Consider the following 18,067-nt stretch of genomic DNA (forward strand, 5'->3'; position numbering starts at 1 on the left):
CCTGAGGCCGGGCCAGACCGGACAGAGGATGGCCACGCGGAGCGAGCGCCGGGCCTCTTGCCGGTGGCCCGTCACAGGATGTCGCCCCAGTAGGGGTCGGCAGCGGGTGGCGGATTCCGTAGCAGGTCGAGCAGACGCCGATTGATCTTCGGGAAGAGGAGGATCTCCTCAAGCCTCGACAGCGGTACCCACTCGACGCCTGTCTGGATGGAGTCGGGCATCGTGCAGGTCGACATCGAAGGCTCGGCGCTCCCCGGGAGCAGCTCGCAACGGAAGATGAGCGAGATGGAGTGCTTGTCGCCCGCCTCCGAGGCGTGGTTCCTCCCGATGTACTCGTAGACGAACAAGAGCGGCCCCGCGACGGCGTCCGCACCGGCTTCCTCCTTGAGCTTGCGGACCACGGCGTCGGTCAGGCGCTCGTTCGGACATACGCGCCCGCCGGGCAGATTGTAGTGGTGGCCCGCCTCACCCCTTGGCACGTCCCGATATTGAATGAGGAGGATGTGATCGTCCCGCACGACGACGGCCTTCGACGATGTGTGGAACCTCTCGTCCATTCAAAAACCTCCTTCATCGGTGCTCGCCGTCCAGGCGAACGGGAGCGCCACCACGCGTCCTTCCTCGCCGCCCGGGGGCGCGAAGCCTCCAACGTGGAATCGGGTGGGGCTCTCCCACTCGATCCGGCGGGCCGCGCGAAGCGCGCGGGCGAGCGGTGTGGTCGACGTCGAGAAGAGCGCCGACGGGTGGAACTCGATCATGCTCGACCGGAGCTGCGCGCCTCGGGCGAAGTGAACGGCCGTCCGGTCTTCGACCACGATCGTGCCCGCGGTGCGGTGGGTGAACGTGGCCGCCCAGCGCGGGTCAACGCCGGCGAGGAGCGCCAGCGCGGCGCGCGCGCGCTCGATGGTGGCGAGGCAGTCCCACCGGCACGGGTAGTGGTGAATCAGGCTATGGCCGAAATACTGAGCGAGGTAGTTCGCCTCTGCCGGCCAGGGGCCTTTCGACGGCGTCGCCCGGGTGGTGAGGAACACGTAGTCGTCGGCATGCTCGAGGACCGCCTTCGCTCGCTCCCTGCAATAGAACTCGGCGCAGCAGGAGGGGATGCGCAGTAGCTCGGCGATGCGGCGGGCGTCGGGCGTTTCCGAGGCGTCCGCCCGGGCGAGCTCGTCTACGTGCTCGGGGTCGCGGCCCACGTAGACGACGAGGACCGAGCACTCGGGCGCGTCGCGCTCGACCCGCCGGCCGGTGTTGAACCAGGCGCCGCGCCCTTCATCGGCCAAGCCCTCCTCCAGGCCGTGATTCGCGAGGCGATGGACGAGCCCGTTCGCCGCGCACCACTCCGCGACGGCCTCGTGCTCAAGGGGCGCGAGGTTCACCCGGGACAGCTTGAAACCCGCCGCCGCCTCGAGCAGCTCACGGCATCGCAGGGCATCGAGACCGGCGCGGAAAAGCGGTGTCGGGTCAATCACGGGTTGTTCCGGAAAGGCGCGGCAGCAACGTCTCGCGTGCGAACTCGAGCATCGCTCCGGGCGGGCCGGAGTTGTCGAGCTCGAGGACGGGCGCTTGGTGCGGCGGACCCGCGGCAACGGCGCGAAACCCTTCGTCGATCCGCCGTAGCATCTCGACGGTATCCCATCGGTTGTCGGCGGCGACGCCTCGCGCGCGGATCCGCTCGGTGGCCACCTCCGGCGACACGGTGACCAGGATCACGAGATCGGGCCGACTCACCGCGCTCTCGCGGTACGCACCGGCGGTGACCGCCCTGGGGGTGCCGTAGAGCACCTCGTGATACACGATGTCGCTCCACACGTAACGATCGGACAGGACGCCGCGGAGCCTCCGATGGGGCTCGATGAGCCGCGCGGACAGGAGCTCCTTGTCACGAACGTAGGCGGCAGTGAGCGCCTCCCGAGAAAGGACCCGCTCGTGATACTTCGCGTCGGTGATGATCTCCGTCGCGTCGGGATCGAGCCAGCAGTGCGAGGGGATCGACAGGACGCCGGCGCCTCGCCCGCGCAGCTCTTGATAGAGCCATTTACGCAGTGACGTCTTGCCCGAACCGTCGATGCCTTCGATGGCCACGAACCACGACATGCGCTCACCCTGCCTGTCCGGCGCCGGCGCCGGCGCCGTACTTGCTGAAGCGGTTCGGCCCGGGACAAGCGGTCCGGACCAGATCCTCGGTGACCACGTACCCGAGCGCGGCGAGCACGTCGTCGAGCTCCGCGTCGGCGCGCTCGAGCTTCGCGCGCGCCTCGGCGAACCGCGCTTCCCATTCTGCGCTCCAGCCCTCGGCGCCGCGCACCGCCGACCAGAAACGGAAGAGCGTGGCCGCCTCGTAGGTCTCCCGCGCGAAATCGTCGAGCGGGATCGCGCGCCCCGACCACGGCGACGAGCGCGTGTTGCTCGAACGGGCCGGGCGTCCGTCGTCGCGCTCGTAGTGGAGCCCGAGGAACAGCTCACGCGCTGCGCCGGCGACCAGCGCCGAGGCGAGGTCGAGGCCGGCGAGATCGGGCACCCGCACGCAGGCGGTGTAATGATCGGCCGGCACAACCTCCGGCGGCGCGAAGGCGATGACCTCGGCGCCGAGCGTGACCACGTAGGCGATCGGGGTGCGGGCGATCTGCGCGAGGGCATCGCGCGCGCGCGCGATGTCGGCGTCCGCTGGGGCGCGCATCCAGGTCCGAGGGCCGAGCTCCCGGTCCTCCGAGCGGACCAGCAGGAATGCGCCGCCCTCCGCGCGCACAGCGCAGGGCAGAGCCTCCGGCGCGGGAGGGAGCTCGCCGTCGATCGCGTCGAGCAGCGCGATCCACGGGCGGGCCTCGTAAGCCGGCCCCGCCAGGCGGCGCACGCTCCGCGCGCGCCTCCTCGGGTGAACGTGAAGGAAGAAGCGGTGGACCTGGAGCCCGTCGGCCAGGATCTCCCATGCCTCCAAGAGCGGAGGCTCGCTCGCAGTCGCGCTCATGCTCCTTCCCGTCTCCTCTCGATCGAGCAAGAGAGGCGGCGCTCGAGCGCTCGAGCTCGCGCGCCGCCTTCGTGTTCACCCGTCAGTCCTTCTTGTGCGCGGCGAGCTCGGACTGCAACGCCTCCCAGTCACGGCCGGAGCCGTTGCTGTGGTGGGCGCTGCTGGCGGTCTCTTCCGCGTGGAGATCGAGCGCACGCAGCGCGCCGACGAACGATTCGAAATCCAACGTTTCATCTTTGTTCACGGCTTTTCTCCTTCGTCTTGAAAACCGGGATAGATTTCGATCAGGCCCTCTCGAATAAGTCGATCCCCGACGTCGCCGACGGCCGCCTCGATGAACGGCGCGACCTGGCGGAGCCGGAGGAGCTCGTAGCCGCGGCGGTCGTGGCAATACCGCACCTGCTCGTCGGGCAGGAGGCCGGCGCCGCCGAGGCGCGCTAGCCGGTCGTAGTAGAGGTAGACGATGGAGAACGCCCACGCTCCGTGGACGATGCCGATCGCCGGCCGATCGACTCCTCGCCAGGGAGAGGGATAGAGCCTCGACGTCCTCGGCTGGACGCGCCTCGCGCGGACGAGGAGGTTCAGCCAGGTGTGCGCCGCCTCGTGCAAGAGGCACTCGCCCATGCGCAACGGAGACTCCGTCCAGTCGGTGAAGTTGGTGCCGACGAACGGGTACAGAGTGTATCCCGTCAGGCTCTCGTCGAGCGTTCGATACCGCAGCATGACCAGGATCGCCGACGCGCGGTCGGCCAGGAACGACAGGCCCGACGCCTCTATCAGCCGGCCCATCTGGTCGAACTCGGCCTGCGACAGGCCGCGAGGCGCGCTCGACGAGAGCGCCTCGTCCGAGACGATGTAACAGGGCGTGTCGAAGCTCGCGTCAATCTCCGGCCGTCGGAGGCAGAGGCTCGCGTCGACCGTCAGCCAGGCTCGGTCGCGCCAGCCAAGCAGACGGGCAGGCGGGACGGCGTTGGAGCGAGACCACAGCGCGAGCGCGCGGCGGGCGAGCTCGCCGTCGCGCGTCTCGGCGGCTTGCTTGCAGGCGAACAGCGTGTGATCGACGAGGGCGCCGGCGAGGCGCGCGTCGAGGCCCAGCGCCGCGGGATCGAGCCCGGGCGAGAGGCTCCTCAGCGCCGCGATTTTCCGCCGGAGGGTGTCCGCGTACGCGGGCGCGAGGACGGCATCGTAGTCCCTCATCCAGCGATTCATCCACATGGCGTCCCCCTGGTCGTCACGAGGCCCGGGCCCCCAGGCGGCGGGCGATGTGCTCGATCACGCCCCCTCGGTACTCGCAGTACTCGTCGTAATACCGGGAGCCCGAGTACCTCTTGCGCGTGGCGAGACAGCCGCCGTTGCACGTCGTCCGATAGGCGCAGCCCGCGCACTTCGAGAGCAAGGCCTCGAGATCGGCGCGGAGCGGAGCGTTGGTCCTCAAGTCGACGAGGTGGTCCAGATCCTCGATCTCGTCGATCGAGCGGGCGAGCAGTGCGTCCGGCATCGAGAGCTCGTCGCAGCTCCCGAGGCGCCCGTCGGGGTAGAGCGTGATCACGCTCGTGCATTTCCGGTGGTCGTAGACGCAGAACTTGCTGCGCTTGCCGCCGAGGACCCGGAGGATGCTCAAGAAGGGCTCGACCAGGAGGCGCTTAAACGCCTTCGCCTCGACCCAGTGATCGTAGAAGACGCAGAGGAAGTCGCGGAACTCGAGCGGCGTCAGACCCCAGGCCGGCACCCCGCGGCCGCTCGGATCGAGCACGGCAAGGGAGCGCGCGTTCACCCTCGAAGAGGCCGCCACCTGGAAGTCGAAGCACGGGTTGAGCTTGAGGAACGTCACCGCGGGGAGGTTTAGGAAATATTCGAGCAGGCGGCGGGGATCGCCGCAATTCCCTCGGGTCACCGTCGCGATCGCGCCAACCTTGATGTTGGCCTCGTGAAACAGCGCGAGCGCCCGCTCGACCTCAGCGTGGGTCGACCGATTCTTGTAGTCCACCCGGTGTGCATTCTGGGCCGCGTCTCCGTCGATCGATACGCCGAACTCGATCTCCGGCCACTCCTCCAAGAACAGATCGATCCAGCCTTGGTCGACGAGGATCGCGTTCGTCTGTATCGCAATACGGAGCTTGCCGGTGTACGCGCGGCACTCGCGGAGCAGGCCGCGCATCCGCTCGCGCCCGACGAGCAGTGGCTCACCGCCGTGGAGCTCGATCGAGAGCGGCCGTCCCTCCGCCTTCGCGAAGAGCGTCCGGAGCAGCTCGCGCGTGATCGCGAAATCGTCGCTCGTTGGCTTCCGCTTCTCGTAGCAATAGGCGCAGTTGATGTTGCAGACGTCTCCAGGGAGCTTGAGGATGATGCTCAGCGCCTCGCCCGGCTTGGGGACGTGGAGCAGGATCTCTGGTGCTGCCGTTTGGGTCGATGGCGTCAGCGCATGACTCATGCATCACCTCACGCTTACCGTGCTTGTTTATCTAGGTTACCCCCACGGAGCGATGCTGGCCAGCTGTGCCGAGCGAGACGTGTTACATTCGTCATGGACTGATCATCGCCTGATCAGCTCCATTGCCATTGATGCTTCCTTGGACGCCCACGAACGTGTTCGCGACAGAGGGCCGTAGCGGATTTTTCGCCGTAGAGCGCCCCTGCGAGACTCGGGGCCTCGCCGCGGGAGGCCCGGGCACGTTCGGGACCGGGGTCCGCGGCGTTCTGTTCCAGGCTCTCGATGTTGTGCACGGCGCGGAATTCAGCCACCTGCGGCAGTGTCGCCTTGATGGCCTGCGCCTCGGGCGGAAAGCCCTCGAAGCTCAGGAGCGGGGTCAACCAGACGAGCCTCGGACACGACTGCGCGGCCTTCCGACCGTCGCTTCCGGCAGAGTGGCGCGGCGCATCAGAACACCGGGGGCAACACCGAGCGCGTCAGCTAGGCGGACGAGAATGACGACCCCGAGGTTCGTCTTTCCCCTCTCGACGCGCTGCAGGAAACCGGTGCTGATACCCGTCGCTTTGGCGAGTGCCTCCTGGCTCAGACCGGACCGTACACGAAGCCGATGCACGTTCGCCCCGATGTACTCGAGCACCGCATCCGCATGATCGCCCTCCATACCTGCGGCGTCCCCTCCGCGTCCTGCGAAAACGCAACCTTTAGGTTAGGTTCCCTTGACTGCCATGGTTCGCGGCGCATAAGCTGCGGGCAGCGCAACAAGTGCAGCCCGCGGGCGCGCCAACGCCCCGGGCTGCGTGGCCGAACCCCGCTTGCACGAGGTCCGACATGGAAACAGTACGTCCACGCCCTGAACAGGGCCAAGAGATCGATCCGTCCTCCCGCCGCCGCCCCCGTGCCGCTGCTTGCAGCCGGCTCGCCGGCCCGCCCAGAGGCGGGCACCAGCCATCTCACCCCGCCGTCTACCTCGAAACCACCGCGCTCCTCGAACAGCGTCCGCTCATCCGCAGCACCCTCCGCGCCCGCGGCGTTCTCCCCGCTGATCTCGACGATGTTACGCAGGAGACGGTCCTCGGCGCCTGGCGCAGCATACGCGCCGGCCGCTTCCGCCCGCCCCCGGCTGTTGCTCCCGCCGACGCTCTCCGCACCTGGCTCGCGGGCGTCGCCTCGCGACAGGCTTCGCACTACCGAGACAAGGCCTACCGCCGGCACGAAGCGCCCGCGCTCGATCTTCAGCGTCTCGCCACGCTCGCCGCCCCGTCTCCGGAGGAGCGCCTCGTCGCGCGCGGTTTGCTTCGTGCCTTCAACCGCCTCCGCCCTGAGCTTCGCGAGGTCCTGGCGCTCACCGCCACCGGCCTGACGATGGTCGAGATCGCCGAATCCCTCGCGATCCCAAGGCCGACGGTGGCCACGCGGCTCCGTCTGGCGCGGCGCCTGTTCGCCCGCTCCCTCGCTCGCTGCCGGAGGTGGTCGCGATGAGCCGCGCCGTGCAGAGCGCCTGCGTGAAGGCGCTCGCGGATCTCCTCCCAGCCCTCGACCCGCCGCGGCTCGCCCCCGCCAAGGTGGCATCATGAGCGATGCGGCCGAGAGCCTCCCTGTCGCCCCGCTCGTCGACGTGCCCACCGCCCCGGAGGCCACGCTCGTCGACCTGGTGCTCGGCGTGCCCGGTGCCGCCTCGCGCGTGCTCGGCATGCACGGCCTGCTGGAACTCGGGCGCATGACGCCGTACGCGGTCACGCAGCGGACCGCGCTCGCGCCCGAACACGCGCTGCGGCTGCTCGCCGCCCTCGAGCTCGGGCGGCGCGTGCACGCCGCGCGCACGCGCCGCCCGAGGTGCCTGCGCTCGCCACGCGATATCGCCCGCTTCTTCGAACCGATGCTCGCCCACCTCGTGCACGAGGAGCTCTGGATGGCCGCGCTCGACGTCCACCACGGCGTGCGCGGCGTGCGCATGCTCTCGCGAGGCGGGCTCATCGGCACTGTGGTCCAGCAGACCGATGTGCTGCGCGCCGCGCTCGAGATGGCTGCCACCTCGTTCGTGCTCTGCCACAACCATCCGAGCGGCGACCCCAAGCCCACCGACGAGGACGTGTTCCTGACCAGCGCCGTGGAGCACGCCGCACACCTGCTCGGCGTACCCCTCGACGATCACGTCATCGTCACGCCTGCCGGGCGCTTCTCCTCCGTGTTCCGCCGCTGACACCGGGCCGGGTCGGCTGCCGGCCCTGCGCGACGCCAACCCGCCGCGCTGCTCGGGCGCAGCGCTCTCACCTTGCAGCGCTGGCGCGGGCAAGACACCGACGACAACCGACATTCAGAACCAAGGAGCAGGCCAGACAGCCAGCTCTGCGAACACGAGCGCAAGGTGACCCATGGGCTGGGCGGTGCACGACAAGGAATCTGGTGAGTACGCAACCGCGCTCTTCCGCGCAACGTGCACGTTCTGTCCATGAGCTCGTACAGTCGGACTGCACGAGTCAGGAACGGCTCCGAGAATCTTGACTTTGCGGAACGCGTTTGCTTGTCCTCTCCGCTGCAGAAGGCGACCGAGCGCCACGAGCGGGGTGAGGCGCGCGTCATCCCGGTCATCCTCGACGCCTGCGACTGGGAGGGCGCGCCCTTCGGCAGGCTGGCGAGCCTGCCGCGGGGCGGGCGCCCCATGACGAGCTGGGTCAACCAGAGCGAGGCCTTCACCGACATCGCCAAGGGCATCCGAAAGCAGGTCGAGCAGCTCACCCAAAACCCCCGTAGGCTCACCGAGCGCCGGCGCCCAGCCGTTGAGCCACTCCGAGGTGCCGCCGCCGCCCGGGATCCGGAGCGTCCCGGCGTGGACAGGCCGGAATCTGGCCGCGCGCGACGATCTCCTCGCCGAGATCGGCGCCACGCTCGCGCGGCGCGGCATCGCTCCGCTCTGCGGTCTCGGCAGCACCAGCAAGACGAAGCTCGCGATCGAGTACGCGCACCGCAACGCGGGCGCCTACGACACCCGTCTTCCTGATCGACGGCCAGAGCCGGTCGACGATGGACGCCGCCTTCGTCGCGCTCGCCTCGGAGATGCGGCTGCCGGACCACGAGCAGACCGATCCGGCCCGCGCCGTCGCGGTGGTGCGCAGCCGGCTCGGGCGCCGCGGGCAGTGGCTCCTCCTCTTCGACGACGTGCGCGCGCCGAGCGAGGTCGACCCGTACATCCCGAGCGTCTCGCAAGGCGGCCACATCCTGATGACGTCGCAGAACCCGATCTGGCGCGGGCTCACGACGATCACGGTGCGCGGCATCGAGCGCGCCGAGTCGGTGAGCTTCCTGCTGCGGCGCACGGGCGAGACCGACGCCGAGGCAGCCGACGCGCTCGCGGAGGAGCTCGGCGAGCTCTTGACTTTGCGGAACGCGTTGGCTCGTCCTATCCGCCTCGTCGTGGCGAGCCGCCGTGGTGGCTCGCGGACCCGCGGCGACGAGCATCCCGGTGCCGGAGACGAAGACGAAGACGAGCGCGACGGCGCCACCGACCTGCGCCAACGACATCACGGCGCCACCTCCCGCGGCTACCTGGGACCCTCCGGCGAGCGCGCGCACAAGCCTGGGCGACGGCATCGTCCTGCCCGTCTACGCACGCATCGACTGGGCTTCCCTCATTCGCCGCGTCTATTCGGACGATGTGCTCGCGTGTCCGTGCGGTAGGCGCCGGCGGGTCGTCGCCGACATCTCCGAGCGCGAAGCCATTGTGGCGATCCTGACCCATCTCGGCACCCCACCGAGCCGCCGCCCATCGCCAGGGCCAGAGACCCGTCGTTCGACGCGGCGTGAGCCTCTCGGCATCGTCCCTCAGCGTGCCGCCCGCGCGTGCCGAAGGCCAACCTCTGCCCGCTGCTCGACCCATGCGAGCGGCGCCCTCGTTCCTGGGCCTTTTGGTCCCGCGCGCATCCCCAATCGCCAGCCCGCGTTGGTGGCCCGCGCGGTTCTGCCTTTCGTGATCCGGCCGGCTCGTCCTAGCCTCCGCGGGAGGGGTCCGGACCACACGCCGGAGGGGTCTCGCCTGCGTGCTGGAAGGGTCCGGACTGCGCGCAGGAGGGGTCTCGACTGCGGTTCGACCGCGCCGTCGGTACTTCCGAGGGTTCGACAGGGTGCTGGGACCTCGCCTGCGCCGAGCTGGTGCATCGCTCGGGCACGAGACCCGGGGGAGTTGAGCCCGCATGAGCTTCGGGAGACGCGGGGACTGGGCGGTGGTGCACCCGCTGTAGCGCCGCAGGTGCCCCGACTGGACCCGATCCAGTTCGTGTCGCGCCTGCCGGCGGCGAGCGCGACCAGGTCGCCGCCGGAGCCGACGCAGAGGAAGCCCATGAAGACGAAGACGCCCGACGCGACGTCCCCGTCTCTCGTCGGCACCACGGGCGTCCTCCGCGAGCTCGTCGGGCGGAACCGGCCACGCCGAGCGGCTCACGCCCCCGCCTCGGCACAGGGGTCGCGAAGCCCGCCGGGGCGCGCATCGACTAGGCCAGCTTGCTCCAAAGGATGTGCCTCGAGGAGGTGCTTGTGTGCCCTTGCGGTGGCCGGCGGAGGCTCGTGGCCGACATCTCCGAGCGTAGGGCGCACCGTCGCCCTGCTCGCGCATCTCGGGCTGCTGACCGATTCGCCCCCGCTCGCGCGAGCGCGCAGCCAGAGCTGCGAAGCGGCGTGAGCGCCGCAAGCGAGGCCCCGTAGCGCCCGCGACGCCGGCGTCGAGGCCGACGTGTGCCCCGCCGCCGCAGCCCGCGCCGCAGGTTCGGTGCAAACGCACTCGCTCGCGCAGCGCCCACCGACCCAGGCGCTCGACTTGGCGGCGGCAGGCGGAGGAATGAGCCTTCGACGTCCTGGCCTCGTCGGCACCCGCGTTGCTGCGGTACTCCGCCGCCCGCTCGTCGAGGTGATCATGGCACAGCAGCGGGAAGCCGATCGTGCACCCAGCCGTCCCAGCGCTGCCCTGGGGCGCCGCGACGATGCCCACATTCGGGGTGATCTCGCCCTGGTTCGGCGCGATCATGCCCACCATCGGCGGGGTTGTCTTCGGGTTCGGGGCCTCCGCTTTCCGGTTTGGCGAGCTCGAAGCCACCGCCAGCGTTGAGCCGAGGAGCACCATGCCTTACGCTCCGCCCGTCAAAGTCATGGCCAAGTTCAATCCGCCGAAGCCGACCAACGGAAATGACGCACCGCGCGACTACAAGGCCGACCTCTGGGCCGCGGCCGACAAGCTGCGGAACAACCTCGACGCCTCCGAGTACAAGCACGTCGTCCTGGGGCTCATCTTCCTCAAGTACATCTCCGACGCCTTCGATGCCAAGCACGCCGCGCTTGAGGCTGAGAAAGGCTCGGGCGCCGACCCGGAGGATCCGGACGAGTATCGGGCCGAGAACGTCTTCTGGGTGCCCAAGGAGGCGCGGTGGCGGTACCTGCTCGACAACGCCAAGCAGGCCAAGATCGGGCAGCTCGTGGACGACGCGATGCGGGCCATCGAGCACGACAACCCCTCGCTCAAGGGCGTCTTGCCGAAAGACTATGCGCGGCCAGCGCTCGACAAGCGGCGACTCGGCGAGGTGCTCGACCTCGTCGGCAACATCGCGTTCGGGGACAAGGCAAACCGATCACGCGACGTGCTCGGACACGTGTACGAGTACTTCCTGGGCCAGTTCGCAGCTGCCGAGGGAAAGAAGAGCGGCCAGTTCTACACGCCCAAGTGGGTCGTCGAGCTGCTGGTTGAGATGCTCGCGCCCTACAAGGGCCGCGTCTTCGACCCGTGCTGCGGCTCCGGCGGCATGTTCGTGCAAAGTGAGCGGTTCGTCGAGGCGCACGGCGGGCGCGTGGGCGACATCAGCATCTTCGGGCAGGAGTCGAACCCGACCACCTGGCGCCTCGCCAAGATGAACCTCGCCATCCGAGGCATCGACGCCAACCTCGGTGTCGAGTGGGCCGACAGCTTCCACCGCGATCTGCACAAGGATCTGAAGGCCGACTACATCCTGGCGAACCCGCCATTCAACGACTCGGACTGGGGGGGCGAGCGACTGCGCGACGACCTCCGCTGGAAGTACGGCACACCCCCAACCGGCAACGCCAACTTTGCCTGGGTGCAGCATTTCCTTCACCACCTCGCGCCTGCGGGCGTCGCCGGTTTCGTGCTGGCGAACGGGAGCATGTCTTCGCAGCAGTCGGGCGAAGGTGAGATCCGCAAGGCCCTGGTCGAGGCGGACCTCGTCGACTGCATGGTGGCGCTGCCGGGGCAGCTCTTTCTCTCGACGCAGATCCCGGTGTGTCTATGGTTCCTGGCACGCGACAAGAAGAACGGGCTCGGCGAGAAGGGCAGGAAGATGAAGAACCGCACCGGGAAGGTGCTGTTCATCGACGCCCGCAAGCTCGGCACGATGGTGAGCCGCGTGCAGCGCGAGCTCACGGCGGATGACGTCTCGAAGATCGCGGGTACCTACCACGCTTTCCGGGGAGATGGGTCGGGCAAGACCGCGAAGTATGCCGACGAGCTGGGCTTCTGCAAGGTCGCGACGCTGGATGAGATCCGAGCGCACCAGCACGTGCTCACGCCGGGGAGGTACGTGGGCGCGGAGGAGGCAGAGGACGAAGCCGAGCCATTCGAAGAGAAGATGAAGCGGCTCGCGGCGACGCTGCGGGAGCAGATGGCGGAAGGAGCAAAGCTCGACAAGGCGATCAAGAAAAATCTCGAAGGGCTTGGATATGGCGACTGACGGTTGGACCGACACCACGCTGGGAGAACTTCGCGACACAGGCAGAGCGCACCTTCAGACAGGCCCCTTTGGCTCCCAGCTCCACGCGCATGAATATGGGATCGCTGGTACGCCGGTGATCCTAACGGAAGCGATTGGGCAGCGGAGGATCATTCGGAATCGACTGCCCAGGGTATCGGACGATGTTGTTGAACGACTCGCTCGGCACGTGCTCAAAAAAGGGGACATCCTTTTCGCGAGGCGAGGTGCCCAGGCGACCGGCCTTTCGGCCCTGGTGGCTGCCGAGGATGAGGGCGCGCTCTGCGGAACCGGGGCCATCCTCCTGCGTCTCGTCGGTGATGAGGTAGACCCAGAGTTCCTCTCGTTCTATCTCAACTCTTCGGAAAGCTTCGCTTGGCTTCGCAGCCATGCCGTCGGCGCAGTCATGCCAAACTTGAACACCGATGTCTTGGGTCGGTTTCCTGTGAGGTACCCACCGATACAACAGCAGCGGACTATCGCGCACATCCTCGGCACGCTCGACGACAAGATCGACCTGCTTCGCCGCATGAACCAGACGCTGGAGGAGACGGCGCGGGCGCTCTTCAAATCGTGGTTCGTTCGGTCGTTAGGAGCCAATGCCGAGCACACGTCCATCCAGACACTTGTGGATGCTCGCGTGCTCCAGATCGGAGACGGTTACCGGGCCAAGCTCTCGGAGATGGCTTCCGATGGCATTCCCTTCGCTCGCGCTGGCAACGTGAACAACGGATTTCGCTTCGGTGACCAGGATCTGTTAGGCGAGGAGGCCATCCGCACGGCGGGCGACAAGGTGTCCGAGCCCTGGGACGTCGTATTCACCTCGAAAGGGACAGTGGGCCGGTTTGCTGTCGTGTATCCCACGACCCGGCGGTTTGTGTACTCTCCCCAGCTGTGCTTTTGGCGATCGCTCGATCACGAGCGCTTGAACCCGATATTTCTCCTCTGCTGGATGCGCAGCAGCGCCTTTCTTGATCAGGTCGCGGCCGTGTCAGGGCAAACAGACATGGCCCTCTATGTCAACCTACGAGACCAACGACGCATGCGCATGACTCTGCCAAGCCCGGCGGCGCAGCGGGAACTCGATCGTTCATTACGCCCCGTCGTAAACCGGATCGAGCTCAACGAACGCCAGGCGACCACGTTGACCGAGGCGCGCGACACCCTCCTTCCCAAGCTCCTCTCCGGCTCCCTCCGCATCCCCGACGCGGAACGCTTCCTCTCCAGCGAGGTTCGCTCATGAGCACGGTTCGCAATTGGGCCCGTGGACCGTTCGATCTCATCGTCCACGCTGAGGGACATCTCCGCGCGGGTGAGGACATCGACCGGAGCATGGCGCTCATCAGCTTCGACAACGCGGTCGAGGTATCCGTCACCGCCTATCTGATGCTGAGCCCGATCCATCGCGGGAATGTGACGTACCAGAACGCCGACGTGGAGAAATGGCAGAAGAACTACCACACCAAGCTCGACTTCATCGAAGCGGACCTGCGTCGGCGTGGGGGTCTGCCATGGAAGGTGGAGCGAACAGACATCGTCTGGGCGCATAATCAGCGCAACGAGCAGTATCACGGGGGCACGGGCGGCGTGCCGGGGCGCCGGGCCGTCAAGACCATTCGCGAGGCTGCTATCTGGATCTTCGGGTTGCTTTTCGACGTGGTTGACGTTGAGAAGGAAATCGAAGACGAGATTGCGACCTTGACGGGACCCAAGAAACCAAAACCCCAGCCGCAGCTGGACTACGATAAGGCGATCGACGCCAGGTTCGGTATGATCAAGTTCACCCGAACCTCCTCCTACTACGCAAGCGACGTGCTCTACGAACTCGACCATGATGCCTACAAGGCGATCGGGGCCAAGCTCTGCGCCGGTGGCGAGCCGGACGATGAGGGCGACGAGTGACCACCCCCATGAACGAGTCGGTCGTCGAGGACGCCGCGCTCGCCTGGCTCGAGGATGCGGGCTATGTCGTGGTCCCCAGCTCGGCCCTGACCCCAGGCGATGCCGGCGCCGAGAGGCAACGAACCGATCAGGTGGTGCTCGAAGGCCGGCTCCGTGATGCGGTGCTCCGTCTGAACCCCGGCGTCCCCGCCGAAGCGCGGGACGAGGCGATCCGCAAAGTGCTCGACGTCTCGTCGCCGTTGCTGGTCGACGCCAACCACGCCGCCTGGCACCACCTCGCGCACGGCGTGACGGTCGAGTATCAGGGCGAAGACGGGTCGATCGGCTACGCTCCCGTGCGCCTCGCCGATTTCGAGGACGCGACCGAGAACGACTGGCTCGCGACGAACCAGGTGACCTTCTCGTCTGGCCACCACTCGCGCCGGGTCGACGTCGTGCTGTTCCTCAACGGCCTCCCGGTCGTGATCGTCGAGCTCAAGAACGCCGCCGACGAGGACGCGACGGTGCTCGATGCCTACCGCCAGCTCCAGACCTATCAGAACGAGCTGCCCGATCTCTTCGCCTACAATGCCCTCCTCGCGATCTCCGACGGATTCGGCGCACGAGTCGGCACCCTCTCATCCGGATTCGAACGGTTCCTCCTCTGGCGCACCATCGACGGGGAGGATCTGGCGCCGGCGACGATGACCCAGCTCGAGGTGCTCATCCGCGGCGCGCTCGCTCCGCGGCGGCTTCTCGACCTCATCCGCCACTACACCGTGTTCGAGGACGACGGCGAGTCGGTCGTTAAAAAGGTGGCCGGCTACCATCAGGTCCACGCGGTCGAGCGCGCGCTGGAGGCCACGCTCGAAGCGAGCCGACCCAAAGGCGACCGACGCGTGGGCGTCGTGTGGCACACGCAGGGGTCGGGCAAAAGCCTTACCATGGCATTCTATGCGGGCCGGCTCGTGGTTCATCCCGAGATGCGAAACCCGACCATCGTGGTGATCACCGATCGAAACGATCTCGATCAACAGCTCTTCGACACCTTCGCTCGCTGCAAGGAGCTCATCCGGCAGGATCCGGTGCAGGCGCGGGACCGGCCGCACCTCAAGGAGCTCCTGGACACGGGGTCCGGTGGGGTGGTGTTCACCACGATCCAGAAGCTGTTCCCCGACCAGAAGGGCGGAGAGTTCCCCGAGCTCACCGACCGCCGAAACGTAGTCGTCATATCGGACGAGGCCCACCGGAGCCAGTACGACTTCATCGACGGCTTCGCCCGGCACCTGCACGACGCGCTGCCGAACGCATCGTTCATCGGCTTCACAGGAACGCCCATCGAGCTCGGCGACAAGAGCACGCGGGCAGTGTTCGGCGACCACATCAGCGTGTACGACATCGCCCGCGCCGTGGAGGACGGGGCCACGGTGCCCATCTTCTACGAGGCGCGCCTGGTGCCGCTGCGCATCGACGCCAGCGCGCGGCCAAGGCTCGACGATGACTTCGATGAGGCAACCGAGGGGGAGGAGATCGAGGGTAAAGAGAAGCTCAAGACCAGGTGGGCCGCGCTCGAGGTGCTGGTCGGGACCGAGGAGCGGATCGAGCGGCTCGCGAAGGATCTCGTGGCGCACTTCGAGGACCGGCTCTCCGTCATGGAGGGCAAGGCCATGGTGGTGTGCATGAGCCGCCGGATCTGCGTCGACCTCTACGAGGCGATCCGCAAGCTGAGGCCGGACTGGCACCGCGACGACGACGACGCCGGAGCGATGAAGGTCGTCATGACCGGGAGCGCGGCCGACGCCGCGGCGCTCCAGCCCCACATCCGTACGAAGGGGCGGCTCAAGAAGCTCGCCCTGCGCTTCAAGGACCCGGCGCACCCCTTCCAGATGGTCATCGTGCGCGACATGTGGCTCACCGGCTTCGACGCGCCGTGCTTGCACACGATGTACATCGACAAGCCCATGCGCGGGCATTCGCTGATGCAGGCCATCGCGCGCGTGAACCGCGTCTTTCGCGACAAGCCCGGCGGGCTCGTGGTCGACTACCAGGGCATCGGCGCCGAGCTCAAGGATGCGCTCCAGACCTACCGCGAGAGTGGGGGCCAAGGCGACACGGCAGTGACCCAGGCGACCGCGGTACGCGAGGCGCTCGCCACGTACGAGGTCTGTGTCGGCCTGTTCCACGGCTTCGACTGGTCGGGCTGGGCACGCGGCGAGGCGGCCGAACGCATGTCGCTCCTGGCCGGTGGCGCGGACCACATCCTGGGGTTGGAAGACGGCAGGGAGCGCCTGCTCCAGGCCGTATCCAAGCTGTCGCGCCTCTTCGCCCTGGCGGTGCCCCGTCCGGAGGTGCTGGCGATCCGCGACGACGTGGGGTTCTTCCAGGCCGTGCGCGCCGGGCTCGTGAAGTCGACCGTGACCGAGCGGCGATCTTCGGGCGCGATGGAACACGCCATTCGCCAGCTCGTCTCGAAGGCTATTGCCTCTGATGAGGTGATCGATCTCCTGGGCGCCGCGGGGCTCAAGCGGCGGGACATCTCCATCCTGTCGGACGAGTTCCTGGCCGAGCTCAGCGCCCTGCCACAGCAGAACCTCGCCGCCGAGCTCCTCCGGAAGCTGCTCGACGACGAGGTGAAGACCACCTCACGGCGCAACGTGGTCCAGGCCCGCTCGTTCGCGAAGATGCTCGACGAAGCCATCAGCCGCTACCGAAGCCGCGCCATCGGTGCCCGGGAGGTAATCGACGCGCTGATCGAGATTGCCCGCGAGATGAAGGCCGCCAAGGCGCGCGACGAGGCGTTCGGCCTGTCGTCGGACGAGGTGGCGTTCTACGATGCACTGGCCGACAACGAGAGCGCCCGCGAGGCGCTGGGCGACGACAACCTCCGGTTCATGGCGCGCGAGCTGGTCGATCTGGTGAAACGGAACGTTACCATCGACTGGACGCAGAAGGAGTCTGTGAAGGCCAAGCTGCGGGTCATCGTGAAGCGGATCTTGCGCAAGCACGGGTACCCGCCGGACAAGCAGGAGGCGGCGACGACGACCGTGCTCGAGCAGGCCGAGCTGTTGTCGGAGAACTGGTTGGACGCGAGCTGATGCGCGGGGCTCGGGTCCCTCGCTGACGCGCGGAGTTCGGTTAACGAGTGGGTCAACCCCCCTTCTTCCTCCGCGCCTCGCGCGCGAAGAACGCCTTTCGCGTGTCCGACGACTTCGTCCCTTTCTGGCGCATTCTTCTTCGGTGGGGCCTTCGCGAGCGACACCTCGACATACTGCCCCGCGGCGCGCCCTCGCGGCGTGCTCACTGGTGCCTCGGGGCAAGGGAGGGAACAACAGTATCCTGGGTTCGATTCAGCTTTAGCAGGGCGCGCACCTGGGCCTCGCCGTGGACGGGGGCGCCCGCTCCCGCCGGCGTTGTGGGCCAGCGCATCCGCGACGGACAGCTGCCCCTCCTCGGGCGGGCGCACAACCCGCACCGCTGTCGCTCGCACTGGAGCACGGCGACCGAGGCCTCCACGTTCCAGCGGCGTGTAAGACTGGGCGTCCCGATGCGGCGGGCTACTGTCGGCGCGAGCTTGCTCGCCCCTCCGGTGCTGGCGCCAAGCCGAGCAGCCGACCGATCGCCTCGTGAATGACCCGGGCTGCCTCCTCATCACCAAGTGCGACGGCGCGGGTCAGGGTCTCGGCGAGCGACGCGACGAGGGAGGGCCGAGGGGAGGGATTGGTAGGCGCGATCTCGTCGAACCCCAGGCCTGGCGGTTGGGCCCGGGTTGGGTCCATGCCCTCCGAACGGGTGCGATCCGTCGTCATGCCCGCCCCAAATGCCGGCAGATCAAACCGATCGCGACCGTTCGGCACCGCAAATTCGTCCTTGGGCGACATCCTGGCTGCATCCGTCTGGTTGCGCTTGCGAGACCGTGCCCGACAGGCGGTGCGGCAAGCGATGCTTTGGGGTGGCAGGACCTGGTGGGCCTTCGATGGGCAGGAGCGACCACGGCCTGAGGCGCCAGAGAAGAAAGCGTCGCGTGCCGCCCTTTGGTCCGCTTCCCGG

At 67.9% G+C, this 18,067-nt stretch carries 17 protein-coding genes; 7 read left to right on the forward strand and 10 right to left on the reverse strand.

Annotated features, from left to right (window positions below; translation table 11 throughout):
* Positions 1–71: 71 nt before the first annotated feature.
* The 9 genes from WMF46_RS34780 to WMF46_RS34820 form a co-directional block, all read right to left on the reverse strand.
* The gene (locus tag WMF46_RS34780; protein WP_437981129.1) at positions 72–557 is read right to left on the reverse strand and encodes an NUDIX domain-containing protein; all 486 of its coding nucleotides are present in this window, start codon (positions 555–557) and stop codon (positions 72–74) included.
* Positions 558–1,376, reverse strand: coding sequence for a hypothetical protein (locus WMF46_RS34785; RefSeq protein WP_437981130.1), 819 nt, complete (start codon positions 1,374–1,376; stop codon positions 558–560).
* Between the two features lie 85 nt (positions 1,377–1,461).
* Positions 1,462–2,094, reverse strand: coding sequence for a dTMP kinase (locus WMF46_RS34790; RefSeq protein ID WP_437981131.1), 633 nt, complete (start codon positions 2,092–2,094; stop codon positions 1,462–1,464).
* A gap of 4 nt (positions 2,095–2,098) precedes the next feature.
* Complete coding sequence (locus WMF46_RS34795; protein WP_437981132.1) at positions 2,099–2,965, reverse strand: hypothetical protein; 867 nt, start codon at positions 2,963–2,965, stop codon at positions 2,099–2,101.
* 82 nt (positions 2,966–3,047) lie between these two features.
* Complete coding sequence (locus tag WMF46_RS34800; protein ID WP_437924711.1) at positions 3,048–3,209, reverse strand: hypothetical protein; 162 nt, start codon at positions 3,207–3,209, stop codon at positions 3,048–3,050.
* Positions 3,206–4,162 (reverse strand): aKG-HExxH-type peptide beta-hydroxylase, encoded by a 957-nt coding sequence (locus tag WMF46_RS34805; protein WP_437981133.1) that lies wholly within the window; start codon positions 4,160–4,162, stop codon positions 3,206–3,208. Before WMF46_RS34805 ends, WMF46_RS34800 begins: the two co-directional genes overlap by 4 nt.
* Before the next feature lie 34 nt (positions 4,163–4,196).
* Positions 4,197–5,396: a radical SAM protein gene (locus tag WMF46_RS34810; RefSeq protein WP_437981134.1), complete on the reverse strand. Its 1,200-nt coding sequence runs from the start codon at positions 5,394–5,396 to the stop codon at positions 4,197–4,199.
* A gap of 113 nt (positions 5,397–5,509) precedes the next feature.
* Entirely contained in the window at positions 5,510–5,776 is a 267-nt protein-coding gene (locus WMF46_RS34815) for a hypothetical protein (RefSeq protein ID WP_437981135.1), read from the reverse strand.
* The gene (locus WMF46_RS34820) at positions 5,773–6,057 is read right to left on the reverse strand and encodes a helix-turn-helix domain-containing protein (protein ID WP_437914805.1); all 285 of its coding nucleotides are present in this window, start codon (positions 6,055–6,057) and stop codon (positions 5,773–5,775) included. Before WMF46_RS34820 ends, WMF46_RS34815 begins: the two co-directional genes overlap by 4 nt.
* A gap of 167 nt (positions 6,058–6,224) precedes the next feature.
* On the opposite strand from WMF46_RS34820, the gene WMF46_RS34825 reads away from it, so the two are divergent.
* From WMF46_RS34825 to WMF46_RS34855, 7 genes are all read left to right on the forward strand, one after another.
* Positions 6,225–6,875 (forward strand): RNA polymerase sigma factor, encoded by a 651-nt coding sequence (locus tag WMF46_RS34825; protein ID WP_437987965.1) that lies wholly within the window; start codon positions 6,225–6,227, stop codon positions 6,873–6,875.
* Between the two features lie 91 nt (positions 6,876–6,966).
* On the forward strand, positions 6,967–7,596 hold the full coding sequence (locus WMF46_RS34830; protein ID WP_437981136.1) for a JAB domain-containing protein: 630 nt from the start codon (positions 6,967–6,969) through the stop codon (positions 7,594–7,596).
* Between the two features lie 821 nt (positions 7,597–8,417).
* Entirely contained in the window at positions 8,418–9,071 is a 654-nt protein-coding gene (locus WMF46_RS34835; protein WP_437981137.1) for a hypothetical protein, read from the forward strand.
* Positions 9,072–10,531: 1,460 nt separating this feature from the next.
* Positions 10,532–12,121 (forward strand): type I restriction-modification system subunit M, encoded by a 1,590-nt coding sequence (locus tag WMF46_RS34840; RefSeq protein WP_437987966.1) that lies wholly within the window; start codon positions 10,532–10,534, stop codon positions 12,119–12,121.
* Entirely contained in the window at positions 12,111–13,382 is a 1,272-nt protein-coding gene (locus tag WMF46_RS34845) for a restriction endonuclease subunit S (protein ID WP_437981138.1), read from the forward strand. The genes WMF46_RS34840 and WMF46_RS34845 overlap by 11 nt, the downstream gene beginning before the upstream one ends.
* The gene (locus WMF46_RS34850; RefSeq protein ID WP_437981139.1) at positions 13,379–14,041 is read left to right on the forward strand and encodes a hypothetical protein; all 663 of its coding nucleotides are present in this window, start codon (positions 13,379–13,381) and stop codon (positions 14,039–14,041) included. The genes WMF46_RS34845 and WMF46_RS34850 overlap by 4 nt, the downstream gene beginning before the upstream one ends.
* Positions 14,042–14,049: 8 nt before the next feature.
* A complete protein-coding gene (locus tag WMF46_RS34855) occupies positions 14,050–17,115 on the forward strand; it encodes a type I restriction endonuclease subunit R (RefSeq protein WP_437987967.1) in 3,066 nt (1,021 codons plus the stop codon).
* Positions 17,116–17,574: 459 nt separating this feature from the next.
* Here the strand turns inward: WMF46_RS34855 and WMF46_RS34860 are convergent, their stop codons facing one another.
* The gene (locus WMF46_RS34860; protein ID WP_437981140.1) at positions 17,575–17,898 is read right to left on the reverse strand and encodes a hypothetical protein; all 324 of its coding nucleotides are present in this window, start codon (positions 17,896–17,898) and stop codon (positions 17,575–17,577) included.
* Positions 17,899–18,067: the final 169 nt, after the last annotated feature.

This window comes from Sorangium sp. So ce117 (assembly GCF_051524395.1).
GTDB classification, from domain to species: Bacteria; Myxococcota_A; Polyangia; order Polyangiales; family Polyangiaceae; genus Sorangium; species Sorangium cellulosum_B.